General features: G+C 74.0%; 11 protein-coding genes and 1 riboswitch. Of the genes, 6 read left to right on the forward strand and 5 right to left on the reverse strand.

Features of this window, described 5'->3' with window-relative positions; translation table 11 throughout:
* Window positions 1-155 precede the first annotated feature (155 nt).
* The 4 genes from ABZY31_RS05340 (at window position 156) to ABZY31_RS05355 (ending at window position 4,709) form a co-directional block, all read left to right on the forward strand.
* On the forward strand, window positions 156-1,373 hold the full coding sequence (locus tag ABZY31_RS05340) for an aminotransferase class I/II-fold pyridoxal phosphate-dependent enzyme (protein ID WP_356405291.1): 1,218 nt from the start codon (window positions 156-158) through the stop codon (window positions 1,371-1,373).
* Between the two features lie 89 nt (window positions 1,374-1,462).
* On the forward strand, window positions 1,463-2,602 hold the full coding sequence (locus ABZY31_RS05345) for an MBL fold metallo-hydrolase (protein WP_356405040.1): 1,140 nt from the start codon (window positions 1,463-1,465) through the stop codon (window positions 2,600-2,602).
* Between the two features lie 56 nt (window positions 2,603-2,658).
* Window positions 2,659-3,063: a hypothetical protein gene (locus tag ABZY31_RS05350; protein ID WP_356405042.1), complete on the forward strand. Its 405-nt coding sequence runs from the start codon at window positions 2,659-2,661 to the stop codon at window positions 3,061-3,063.
* Window positions 3,064-3,281: 218 nt separating this feature from the next.
* Window positions 3,282-4,709, forward strand: a complete 1,428-nt coding sequence (locus tag ABZY31_RS05355) for an amino acid permease (protein WP_356405044.1) — start codon at window positions 3,282-3,284, stop codon at window positions 4,707-4,709.
* Between the two features lie 107 nt (window positions 4,710-4,816).
* Here ABZY31_RS05355 and ABZY31_RS05360 read toward each other — a convergent pair whose 3' ends face one another.
* Together ABZY31_RS05360 and ABZY31_RS05365 are read right to left on the reverse strand one after the other, a co-directional pair.
* A complete protein-coding gene (locus ABZY31_RS05360) occupies window positions 4,817-6,388 on the reverse strand; it encodes an RNA polymerase sigma factor (RefSeq protein ID WP_356405046.1) in 1,572 nt (523 codons plus the stop codon).
* Between the two features lie 213 nt (window positions 6,389-6,601).
* Window positions 6,602-7,366, reverse strand: a complete 765-nt coding sequence (locus ABZY31_RS05365) for a class I SAM-dependent methyltransferase (RefSeq protein ID WP_356405048.1) — start codon at window positions 7,364-7,366, stop codon at window positions 6,602-6,604.
* A 122-nt stretch (window positions 7,367-7,488) separates the two neighbouring features.
* Window positions 7,489-7,596, forward strand: a riboswitch (ZMP/ZTP riboswitch).
* Window positions 7,597-7,672: 76 nt separating this feature from the next.
* Here ABZY31_RS05365 and ABZY31_RS05370 point away from each other — a divergent pair.
* Entirely contained in the window at window positions 7,673-8,518 is an 846-nt protein-coding gene (locus tag ABZY31_RS05370; RefSeq protein ID WP_356405293.1) for a tetrahydrofolate dehydrogenase/cyclohydrolase catalytic domain-containing protein, read from the forward strand.
* A gap of 196 nt (window positions 8,519-8,714) precedes the next feature.
* On the opposite strand, the gene ABZY31_RS05375 is transcribed toward ABZY31_RS05370, so the two are convergent.
* Window positions 8,715-9,530 carry a helix-turn-helix transcriptional regulator gene (locus ABZY31_RS05375; RefSeq protein ID WP_356405050.1) on the reverse strand — a complete coding sequence of 272 codons (816 nt, stop codon included), beginning with the start codon at window positions 9,528-9,530 and terminating at the stop codon, window positions 8,715-8,717.
* 128 nt (window positions 9,531-9,658) lie between these two features.
* Between ABZY31_RS05375 and ABZY31_RS05380 the strand changes: the two genes are divergently transcribed.
* Window positions 9,659-9,964 (forward strand): 4a-hydroxytetrahydrobiopterin dehydratase, encoded by a 306-nt coding sequence (locus tag ABZY31_RS05380; protein WP_356405052.1) that lies wholly within the window; start codon window positions 9,659-9,661, stop codon window positions 9,962-9,964.
* A gap of 16 nt (window positions 9,965-9,980) precedes the next feature.
* Here the strand turns inward: ABZY31_RS05380 and ABZY31_RS05385 are convergent, their stop codons facing one another.
* Both ABZY31_RS05385 and ABZY31_RS05390 read right to left on the reverse strand, forming a co-directional pair.
* On the reverse strand, window positions 9,981-10,400 hold the full coding sequence (locus ABZY31_RS05385) for an RICIN domain-containing protein (RefSeq protein ID WP_356405054.1): 420 nt from the start codon (window positions 10,398-10,400) through the stop codon (window positions 9,981-9,983).
* A 5-nt stretch (window positions 10,401-10,405) separates the two neighbouring features.
* A complete protein-coding gene (locus ABZY31_RS05390) occupies window positions 10,406-11,248 on the reverse strand; it encodes an aldo/keto reductase (protein ID WP_356405056.1) in 843 nt (280 codons plus the stop codon).
* Window positions 11,249-11,380 lie beyond the last annotated feature (132 nt).

Below are 11,380 nucleotides of genomic sequence, written 5' to 3' on the forward strand. Positions count from 1 at the left end.
GGACTGGCCGCGCCGTCCGGCGGGCGGCTGAACCCGGCCCGCGCCGCGCGTGATCACCACACAAGCAGCACATCATCTCAAAGGACCGTATAAAGGTCGGGTCAGCGGTGTCGGCCGGAGGTCGGACGGAAGCGGTGGTGCAGGCGGTGGCGTGGATGCGGCGCACGGCGGCAGAGGGACGCGGTCCGGTCCGGTACGGACCCCCGGCCCCGGAACCCGGCCTGCCCGTGCTGCCCGAGCTCACCGCCGTCCTCGCGGACGCCGCGGGCCGCTCCGCCCCCGAACCCCCCGGCGGCGGCGCACCCGTGCGCGAGGCCGCCTGCCGCCACTGGGCCCGCCGCGGCCTGCCCGCCGACCCGGACGCTGTGGCCGCCGGACCCGGGGCCCCCGCGCTACTGCTCGCCCTGCTCGGCGCCTACGGCGGTGACGTGCTGCTGCCCCGCCCCTGTCCCGCCTGGTGGACCCCGCAGGTCCGGCTGCTGGGACGGCGCGCCTACCACGTGCCCACCCCGGCGGAATGCGGCGGCGTGCCCGACCCATACGCCCTGCTGGAGACCGTACGCCGGGTGCGCGCCGAGGGCGGCGACCCGCGCGTGCTGCTCCTGTCGGTGGCCGACGACCCCACCGCGACCGTGCCGCCGCCGGAGGTGCTGCGCGAGGCGTGCGAGGCGGCCGAATCCGCCGGACTGTTCGTGGTCAGCGACGAGACCTGGCGCGACACCCTGCACCGGCCGCACCAGGACGCCGTGCTGAGCCCCGCCGAGATGCTGCCCGACCAGGCCGCCGTCCTGCTCGACCTCTCCGGCGCGCTGCTGCCCGGCGGGTGGCCCGCGGCCGTCGTGCGCTTCCCCGGCACGCCGCGCGGCACCTGGCTGCGCGCCCGGACCCTCGACGTCCTCACCGCCACCGGCGCGCTCGTCGCGGGGCCCGTCGCCGTCGCCGCCGCGCACGCCCTGGACGAACCCGCGGCCGTCGTCGCCCGCGGCCGCTCGGCCGCCGCCCTGCACGCGGCGGTGGCCGCGGCCGCCCACCGCGAACTGCTGGCCGTCGGAGCCCTGGCCCGGCCCCCGCGCGCCGGACGCCACCTCTACGCCGACCTGACCCCGCTGCGCGCCGGACTCGCCCGCCACGGCGTCGGCGACGCCATGGAACTGGAGGACCACCTGGGCACCCGGCTCGGCGCCCCCGCCCCCGGCGGCCAGCGCTTCGACGACGATCTGGGCGCGCTGCGCTTCCGGCTGTCGACCGGCCCGTTCCTCGGCGCGACCCCGGAAGAGCGGCTGGCCGCCCTGGAGGCCGCCGACCCGCTCGGACTCCCGCACGTACGGCGCTCGCTCGACCGGTTCGGGTCGGTGCTCGCCGAACTGACCTGACCCCCGCCCCGGCCGCCCGCCGCGCCACCGACCCACCCCGCGCCCGATGTGCCGGTGAACGGAGACTTCTCGATGAGGGACCACACCTGATGAGGGACCAGACGGGACGCCGCGCGAGCGCCTCCGGCGCGGAAGCGGCCGCGGATGATCCCCCGAGCGCCCGCCGGGGCTCCGCCGACCGCCGTACGGACCCCCGGACCGAGGGCCGTCCAGCCGGTCCGGACCCCCGCGCCGAGCCCCGCCCGGCCGGACCGGGTTCCGCGCGCCGGGGCGGGACCCGGCCGCTCGGGGAAGTGCGGCGGTGGCCGCGCTCCTTCGCCGGCCGGCTGACCACCCCGCTGCCCGGGCTGCGGGACTTCGCGCGGCTCGCGCGGGAGGGAACGCTGCGGCCCGGCCCCGCCGGCCTGCGGGGGATCCCCGACCTCCCCTACGCGCCCGGACCGCTGCCCGCCGCCGCCCCCGGAAAGGTCGCCGTCACCTGGGCCGGGCACGCCGGCTGGGTGCTGCGGATCGGCGGGCTGACCGTGCTGACCGACCCGGTCTGGTCCCGCCGGATCCTCGGCACCCCGGCCCGGCTGACCCCCGTCGGGGTCCGCTGGGAGGACCTGCCGCCCGTCGACGCCGTCGTGATCAGCCACAACCACTACGACCACCTCGACGCGGCCACCCTCAAACGGCTGCCCCGGCACACGGCCCTCTTCGTCCCGGCCGCGCTGGCCCGCTGGTGCCGCCGCCGCGGGTTCACCCGGGTCACCGAGCTGGACTGGTGGGAATCCGCCGAACTGGGCGGCGTCCGCTTCGACTTCGTCCCGGCCCACCACTGGTCCAAACGCTCCCTGCTGGACACCTGCCGCACCCTGTGGGGCGGCTGGGTCCTCACCGACCTCGGCTCCGGCAAGAAGGTCTACTTCGCGGGCGACACCGGCTACGGGCACTGGTTCGGCGAGATCGGCCGCCGCCACCCCGGCATCGGCCTGGCCCTGCTGCCGATCGGCGCGTACGCCCCGCGCTGGTGGCTGCGCGACGTGCACACCGACCCGGAGGAAGCCGTACGGGCCTTCCTCGACCTGGGGGCCCGCCGGATGGCCCCCATGCACTGGGCCACCTTCGTCCTCTCCGCCGAACCGGTCATGGAACCGCTGCTGCGCGCCCGCGCCGCCTGGAGCCGCGCAGGGCTGCCCCGCGAAGACCTCTGGGACCTGCCGATCGGATCCTCGCGGGTGTTCTAGTACGTGGCCGAAGGCCCCCTCCTCGCGGGGCGCGGATCGGAGTAGGGTCGGGCGGCATGGATGAGCTGCGCGTCGCCGCAATCGCCAGCCTGACCCCGCTCGAGGAACTGGACGCCGATCCCTTCATCGTGGACACCCGCACCCAGCACGCCATGTGCGCGCGCTGGGCCGCCGACCACGGCTACGTCGTGACCCGGCAACTGCTGGTCTACGGGCTGCGCGCCGACCACTGCGGACTGTGGTCCGACATCGACGCCGGCCAGGTCGACCTGTTCGTCGCCCCCAACCACCGGGTGCTGCGCCGGGCGCTGCGCTCGGTCGAGGAGTTCACCGCCGAGTGCGAGCGGCGGGGCGTCCGGCTGGAGACCGCCGGACAGCAGGAGCCCGCCTACACCTCCGGCATGAAGGCCGAGGTGCACCGCCGGATGTCGATGCCGACGGCGGGGTACGACGGCACCTGACCGCCCGGTTCGCCCCGCGCCGCCCGCGCGCGGGACCGCGCAGGGCCGCGGGCGCCGGTGGAAGATCGCCGGTCCGGAGCCGCCGAGAGCGGAACACTTCCTTCCGTACCGGTGGCCGGGCCGGACGAAACCCGCTGATTTGGCGCGGACCACGCCGTCACCGAGCATGTGTCGACCTGCCCGCTGTCCACCATGTGAAACGACCGAGGCGCACCACCGTGAGCACCACCCCTGCCGTCCGCCCGCCCGCCGCCCGCCCCCCTGCCGGGCCCGCGCCCGACGGGCCGCGGCCCGACCGGACCGCGTCCGACCGGCCCGGACCGGACGCCGGCCCGCACGCCCGCCGCTTCGGCCTCCCCGTCGCCACCTGTCTGGTGATGGGGAACATCGTCGGCGGGGGCATCTTCCTGCTGCCCGCCTCGGTCGCCCCCTTCGGCACCATCAGCCTGGTCGCCTTCGGGATCCTCAGCCTCGGCGCGATCGCCCTCGCGCTGGTCTTCGGCCGCCTCGCCGGGCGCCTCCCGCGGACCGGGGGACCGTACGTGTACGCCCGCGCGGCCTTCGGAGACTTCGCCGGGTTCCTGGCGGCGTGGAGCTACTGGATCACCACCTGGGTCTCCAACGCGGCGCTGGCCGTCGCCGCGGCCGGGTACCTCACCGTCCTCTTCCCGGGGATCGGCGCGCACCGGTGGTCGATGTGCCTGGCCGCGCTCGCCGTGCAGTGGCTGCCGGCGCTCGCCAACCTGGCGGGCACCCGCTACGTCGGCGCGGTGCAGGTCGTGTCCACCGTGCTGAAGTTCGCCCCGCTCCTGCTGGTCGCGGTGGGCGGCCTGTTCTTCTTCGACCCCGCCCACCTCGGGCCCTTCCGGGCCACCGACCAGAGCGCGGCCGGCGCGGTCTCGGCCTGCGCCGCGATCCTGCTCTTCTCCTACCTCGGCGTGGAATCGGCCGCGGTCAGCGCGGGCGAGGTCCGCGACCCGGCCCGCAACGTGGGGCGGGCGACCCTCCTGGGCACGCTCGGCGCCGCGGCCGTCTACCTGCTGGGCACCGTGTCCGTCTTCGGCCTGGTCGCCCACGACGCGCTGGTCTCCTCCGCGGCGCCCTTCAGCGACGCGGTGAACGCCGTGTTCGGCGGCACGTGGGGCGGCACCCTGGTCGCCTGCGCCGCCGTGGTCTCGATGATCGGCGCGCTCACCGGCTGGACCCTGCTCAGCGCGCAGACCCCGTACGCGGCGGCGCAGGACGGCCTCTTCCCGAAGGTCTTCCAGGCGAAGAGGCGCGGGGTCCCGGTGGCCGGGGTGCTCGTCACCGCCGTCCTGGCGTCGGCGCTGACCGTCTACAACTACACCTCGGGCACCCGGGGCGTCTTCGAGGTCCTGGTCCTGGTCACCACCTTCACCGCGACCGTGCCCTACCTGCTGTCCACCGCCGCCCAGATCCACTTCCTCGTGTCCGGGCAGGGCGAGCGGGTGGCGCGCGGCCGGCTCGTCCGGGACGGGATCCTGGCCGGCCTGGCCTTCGGCTTCTCGATGTGGCTGGTCGCCGGCTCCGGCTACGAGGCCGTCTACCAGGGCGTGCTCTTCCTCTTCGCGGGCGTCCTGGTCCACGCCGTGATGTCGGCCCGCAGGAAGCGCGCGGCGGCGTAGGCCGTCCGCGGCCCCCGGACACGCGGGAGCCCGCGCCGTACCGGCTGCCCCGTCGCCGATGGCGACGCTGGCGGCCGGTACGGCGCGGGCTCCCGTCCGGACTTTTTTTAGTCCAGGTAGTCGCGCAGCACCTGCGAGCGCGACGGGTGGCGAAGCTTCGACATCGTCTTCGACTCGATCTGGCGGATCCGCTCACGCGTGACGCCGTACACGCGGCCGATCTCGTCCAGCGTCTTCGGCTGGCCGTCGTTGAGGCCGTAGCGCATGGAGACCACGCCCGCCTCGCGCTCCGAGAGCGTGCCCAGGATGGACTGGAGCTGCTCCTGGAGGAAGGTGAAGGAGACCGCGTCGGCCGGGACGACCGCCTCGGAGTCCTCGATGAGGTCACCGAACTCGCTGTCGCCCTCCTCACCCAGCGGGGTGTGGAGCGAGATCGGCTCGCGGCCGTACTTCTGGACCTCGATGACCTTCTCGGGGGTCATGTCGAGTTCCTTGCCCAGCTCCTCCGGGGTGGGCTCGCGGCCCAGGTCCTGGAGCATCTGGCGCTGCACGCGGGCGAGCTTGTTGATGATCTCGACCATGTGCACCGGGATGCGGATGGTGCGGGACTGGTCGGCCATGGCGCGGGTGATCGCCTGGCGGATCCACCACGTCGCGTACGTGGAGAACTTGAAGCCCTTGGTGTAGTCGAACTTCTCCACCGCGCGGATCAGGCCGACGTTGCCCTCCTGGATCAGGTCCAGGAAGAGCATGCCGCGGCCGGTGTAGCGCTTGGCCAGCGAGACCACGAGGCGGAGGTTGGCCTCCAGCAGGTGGTTCTTGGCCCGGCGGCCGTCCTCGACGAGGATCTCCAGCTCGCGCTTGAACGCGGGCTTGTGGTCCTCCTCCTCTTCGAGCTTGTACTCGGAGAAGAGGCCGGCCTCGATGCGCTTGGCCAGCTCCACCTCCTGCTCGGCGTTGAGCAGCGGCACCTTGCCGATCAGCTTGAGATAGTCCTTGACCGGGTCGGCGGTGGCACCGGCGACCATGACGGTCTGCGCCGGGGCGTCGTCCTCGTCGTCGTCCGACAGCACGAAGCCCTGGGTGCCGCCGACCTTGGGAGTCTTCTCCTCCTCCTCGTCGGCCAGGTCCTCCGCGGCCCAGTCCACGCCCTCGGGCGCGGCGGGCTCGCCCTCGTCGCCGTCCTTGGCGCCCTTCTTCGCGGCGGCGGTCTTCTTGGTGGCCGTCGTCTTCTTCGCGGCGGTCTTCTTGACCGTCCGCTTCTTCGGCTCGGCGGTGGTCTCGGCCGCCGCCTCCTCCTCGGTCCCGGAGGCCGGCGGTGCGGATATCGCCGCCGCGGCGGCGGGGGCCGCGGTCTTGCGCGCGCCGATGGGGCGCGGCGCGGCGGCCTTCTTGGTCACGGCGCGGGCGGGGGCCGCCGCCTTGCGAGCCTTCTTGACGGGGGCCTTCGCGGCCGGGGCGGCGCTGACGTGCAGCGCGACGCCCTCCTCGTCCAGAACCTGGTTCAGGCTGCGCAGGACCCGCTTCCACTGGTCCACCGGGATGCGGCCGGCCTCGAAGGCCTGGCGCACGTCGTCACCGTTGATGTGACCCTGTTCGCGGCCACGCTCGACGAGCGCGACCAGGGCCTCGGATTCGGCGATCTCCGGAGGGAACGTACGGGACGGGCTGAGCGACACAAGGAGCCTCTCGTTGCGGCAGATATAAGGGCGGGACGGGACATCATCGCGCGAACTCGTGGAACGGGCCCGAGGGGGGTCGTTATTCCGGCGCCGCGCGAAGACACCTGTCGCTTCATCGCATGCCCGAGTCGATTCGTTACGCCATGAATTGAGTGACCTGCGCCACGCTGTGTCCGCGCAACCTTTCGGCCACGGATCCGTCCGCCCTTTTCACCGTTCCGGTTTGCGGGCCTCGATGAGGAATCGTGCGGTGTGCGCCACGAACGGTCCTTCGCGATCGATCTGTTCGTGGAGCTCGCGGAGCCGGTCGCGGTACCGGTGGACCGTGAAGCCGGGCACCATCCAGATGACCTTCCGCAAGAAGTAGATCACGGCTCCGATGTCGTGGAACTCGGTGCGCAGCCGCTCCGAGCGCAGATCGGCCACTTCCAGCCCCGCCGCCCCGGCCGCGGCCACTGCGTCGTCGGGGTGCCGGGCGCGCCGGACCTCCGGCGGCTGCGGGCCGAGGAAGTACTCGACGAGTTCGAAGACGCTCGCCGGGCCGACCTGCTGCGAGAGGTAGCTGCCGCCGGGGCGCAGCACGCGCGCGATCTCCTCCCACCAGACGGTCACCGGGTGCCGGCTGCTGACCAGGTCGAAGGCTTCGTCGCCGAAGGGCAGCGGCGGCTCGTCCGCGTCCGCGACGACGACCGCCCCCTTCGGGTGCAGCAGCCGGGTCGCCTTGGCGATGTTCGGCGGCCACGACTCGGTGGCCGCCATCAGGGGCGGCAGGGCGCCCGCTCCGGCGAGCACCTCGCCCCCGCCGGTCTGGATGTCCAGGGCCGCCCGTACGCCCCCCAGGCGCTCGCCCAGCAGCCTCTGGTAGCCCCAGGAGGGGCGCTGCTCGGTCGCCCGGCCGTCGAGCCAGGAGAACTCCCAGCCGTCCACGGACACGGACTCCGCCTCGGCGACGAGCTGATCGAAATGAGGTGTCATGCCGCGATCGTCCCAGCTCGATGCCGGGTGATCCACTCGATTCCGCGCCGCGGCGGCCGCGGTCCGCCCCCGCCCGCCCGCCCGCGCGGCCCGGCGCACGCCGCGGGCGTCGACTACAGTGGTCGGCGGGCCGTGACTGGCGCTTGGGTGGATCACCACCGGGGAGCGGCCCGGCGTACCGCGGCACCGAGGTGTCCGTACGCCGACTGCCGCGCGCCTGGGCGATCCGCGATCCCGCAGCGACGTTCAGGAGACCCCGTGACGACTGCCCAGACCGTTCAGGCCCAGGACCGTACCGCCCGGCTGATGGACGGCACCGCCCTCGCCCGCCGCATCTCGGAGCGCACCGCCGTGCTGGCCGCCGGGCTCACCCGCCGCACCGGCACCGCGCCCTGTCTCGCGACGGTGCTGGTCGGCGAGGACCCCGCGTCCGTGACGTACGTACGCATGAAGCAGAACCGTTGTGCCAAGGCGGGCATCACCTCCCGCCACGTGGAGCTCCCGGCCTCGACGACCACCGAGGAACTGATCACCACCCTCACCGCGCTCTCCGTGGACCCCGAGGTCAGCGGCATCCTGCTGCAGCACCCGGTCCCGCACCACATCGACGAGCGCGCCGCCTTCGAGGCCATCGCCCCGGGCAAGGACGTCGACGGCGTCACCATGCACTCCTTCGCCGCCATGGGCTTCGGGCTGCCGGGCTTCGTGTCCTGCACCCCGGGCGGCATCATGCGGCTGCTCGCCGAGTACGAGGTCGACCTCGCCGGCAAGCACGCCGTGGTCGTCGGCCGCAGCGCCATCCTCGGCAAGCCCGCCGGCATGCTGCTGCTCGGGCAGAACGCCACCGTCACCTACTGCCACTCCCGCACCGAGGACCTGCCCTCGATCATCCGCCAGGCAGACGTGCTGGTCGCCGCCGTCGGCAAGGCCGAGTTCATCCGGGGCGAGGACATCAAGCCGGGCGCGGTGGTCCTGGACGCCGGGTACGACGGCAACCGCGGCGACGTCCACTTCGAGTCGGCCGCCGCCCGCGCCTCCCTGATCACCCCGGTCCCCGGCGGCGTCGGCCCGATGACCATCGCCGTCCTGCTGGAGCAGACCGTGCAGGCGGCCGCCGCGCAGGCCGGGCTGAGCCTCGCCGACCTCGGCTGACCTCTCCCCGCGCCGGCCGCACGACCCCCGGGGTAATCGACCCGGCGGGCGGCGGACGGGAGAGTGGGGGCACCGGATCCCGGGCCGCCGCACTGCGGTCCGGGATCCGGCCCTGCTGAGCACCTACGGCGCGGCCGTCGGGTGGCTCGCCTCCCGCGAGCGGCCCGCCAGCGCCCTGGTCGCGGCGGTGCGGGGCTCAAGGACCCAGTGAGCGCAGGTACTTCGCCGTCGCCGGATCGGCCGGCAGCAGGGTCTCGACGGCCAGCTCGGCGACGGTCACGTCCATCGGGGTGTTGAAGGTGGCGATGGTCGACACGAAGGACAGCACCTGCCCCTCGTGCTCGATCCGCAGCGGCAGCGCGAAGGGCGTCGCCGCGGATCCCGCCGGGTCCGCCGGGGCCGCGGCGTCCGCCGGGACGGTTCCGGCCGCCGCACCCGTGACGGGGTACGCCGCCACCTCCTCGTACAGCGCCCGCAGCGGCTCCGAACGGGCCAGCGCGATCTGCCGGTCCATCTGGGCCAGCAGGTGGCCCCGCCACTCGGCGAGGTTGTGGATCCGGGGCGCGAGCCCTTCCGGGTGCAGGGTGAGGCGCATCGCGTTCAGCGGCGGCTCCAGCAGGTGCGCGGGCAGTCCGTCCAGCAGCATCGCGATGCCCCGGTTGGCCGCGACGACCGTGTACGTCCCGTCCACGACCAGTGCCGGGTAGGGCTCGTAGGCCGTCAGCAGCCGCTCCAGTCCCTCCCGCAGCGCCTCCAACTCCGGCGCGTCCAGCGGGGTGTGCGCGTACCGCGGGGCGTAACCGGCCGCCAGCAGCAGGGCGTTGCGCTCGCGGACCGGCACGTCGAGCCGGTCGGCCAGCCGGATCACCATCTCCTCGCTGGGCCGGGACCGGCCGGTCTCCACGAAGCTGATGTGCCGGGAGGAGGAGTCCGCGCGGCCCGCCAGCTCCAGCTGGCTGATCCCGCGCCGCTCCCGCCAGGCCCGGAGCAGAGGTCCCACCGACATCGTCATGCGGGCGACGTTAGCCCAGGCGCGCCACGGCGCGAAGGGTCCGCCCGGGCATGCGCTGTGGGAACCTTGACGACACGTCACGGGGACGACGTCCGGAGACGACATCACGGGGACAAAGGAGCCTGCCCATGCCGAGTCAGCCGCTGTCGCAGAAGGAGATCGAGGACCGGTTGCGGGAACTCCCGGGCTGGGCCTTCGAGAACGACCGGATCGTACGGACCTACCGGCTGGGATCGCACGTCGCCGCGAGCGCGCTCGTGGCCCACATCGCCGCCGTACAGCACGAGTTGAACCACCACGCGGACCTCACCCTCGGCTACGACACGGTCCGGCTCGCGGTGAACACCCACAGCGCGGGCGACGCCGTGACCGAGACCGACTTCGGCCTCGTCCAGCGGGTCCACGACCTGGCCCCCGCCCACGGCGCGAGCTGACCCGCCGCCCGCCGGCTCACCCGTCCGGGGGGACGGCCTCCAGCCGCCACCACTGCGCGGGCGAGTCGGTGTCCTCGGCCTGCCGGACGCGCCCGTCCCCGGCCGCCTCCAGCGGCAGTCCGCTGATGCACGCGACCAGCGAGACCACGCCCGGCGCGTCGAGGTGCTCCTCGACCAGCCACTCCTGCGCGCCGAAGGCGTTCGCCCGCCACAGCTGGACCCGCGCGCCGCTCTCCGTCGAGGCGTTCGCAACGTCGAGCAGCCTGCCGTTCAGCGCGCTGACCACGTGGAACACCGCGCCGCCGCCGTGCACCGGTACGACGTCCCACAGCTGGGCGGCCGGCAGTGGCGGCGGGCCCTCGGGCCCGACCCGCACCCGGGACGTGCCCTCGGCCTCCAGCAGCAGACCGCCGGCGACGTTCCGGATGCGGTGCACGCGGCTCAGGCGTCGAAGCCGGCCGGGTCGGGGCCGATGCGCCCGCCCGCCGACGACAGCGCGTCGAGCGCGGCGATGTCCTCGGCGTCCAGCTCGAAGCCGAAGACGTCCAGGTTCTCGCGGATGCGGGCCGGGGTGACCGACTTCGGAATCGCGATGGTGCCGAGCTGGAGGTGCCAGCGCAGCACCACCTGGGCGCCGGTGCGCCCGTGCTTGGCGGCGACCGCGGCGACCGCGGGGAGGGTCAGCAGGTCCTTGCCCTGGCCCAGCGGGGACCAGGCCTCGGTGGCGATCCCGAGGTCGGCGTGCACGGCGCGCAGCTCCGCCTGGTTGAAGAGGGGGTGCAGCTCGACCTGGTTGACGGCCGGGACCAGCGGGCTCTCCTCGGCCAGCCGCGCCAGCTGAGGCTGCCCGAAGTTGGAGACGCCGACGGCCTTGGCGCGGCCGCTCGCGGCGATCTCCTCGAAGGTCTTCCAGATGGCGAGGTAGTCCTCGCGCATCGGGCGCGGCCAGTGGATCAGGTACAGGTCGACGTGGTCGAGGCCCAGCTTGGCGAGCGAGGCGTCGAACTCGCGCAGGACGTTGTCGCGGCCCCAGGTCTCGGACGGGCCGTTCCACAGCTTGGTGGTGACGAACAGTTCCTCGCGGGGCAGGCCGGAGGCGGCGAGGGCCTTGCCGGTGCCGGTCTCGTTCCCGTAGATCGAGGCGGTGTCGATGCTGCGGTACCCGGCTTCCAGGGCGCTCCCGACGGCCCGCTCGGCCTCGGCGTCCGGGATCTGCCAGACGCCGTAGCCGAGCTGGGGCATGAGCGTGCCGTTGTTGAGCTTGATGGTGGGGACCTGGTTCACGTGGTCGTTCCCTCGACTCGGTGCGGTGCTGTTCAGTACGGTGCTGTTCCGTGCGGTGGGGCGCCGTTGCGTGCGGGGGCACGCCGGCGCCACGGCCCCGGGGGGCCGTACGACCGGCGACAACCGGCCATC

This window comes from Streptomyces sp. NPDC006529 (assembly GCF_040611795.1).
In the GTDB taxonomy this organism is placed as follows: Bacteria; Actinomycetota; Actinomycetes; order Streptomycetales; family Streptomycetaceae; genus Streptomyces.

Bases quoted from the DNA above. Each gene is read 5' to 3' on its own strand.
- ABZY31_RS05340 (WP_356405291.1), top strand. From the start codon at position 156: ATGCGGCGCACGGCGGCAGAGGGACGCGGTCCGGTCCGGTACGGACCC.
- ABZY31_RS05345 (WP_356405040.1), top strand. From the start codon at position 1,463: ATGAGGGACCAGACGGGACGCCGCGCGAGCGCCTCCGGCGCGGAAGCG.
- ABZY31_RS05350 (WP_356405042.1), top strand. From the start codon at position 2,659: ATGGATGAGCTGCGCGTCGCCGCAATCGCCAGCCTGACCCCGCTCGAG.
- ABZY31_RS05365 (WP_356405048.1), bottom strand. From the start codon at position 7,366: ATGACACCTCATTTCGATCAGCTCGTCGCCGAGGCGGAGTCCGTGTCC.
- ABZY31_RS05370 (WP_356405293.1), top strand. From the start codon at position 7,673: ATGGACGGCACCGCCCTCGCCCGCCGCATCTCGGAGCGCACCGCCGTG.
- ABZY31_RS05375 (WP_356405050.1), bottom strand. From the start codon at position 9,530: ATGACGATGTCGGTGGGACCTCTGCTCCGGGCCTGGCGGGAGCGGCGC.
- ABZY31_RS05380 (WP_356405052.1), top strand. From the start codon at position 9,659: ATGCCGAGTCAGCCGCTGTCGCAGAAGGAGATCGAGGACCGGTTGCGG.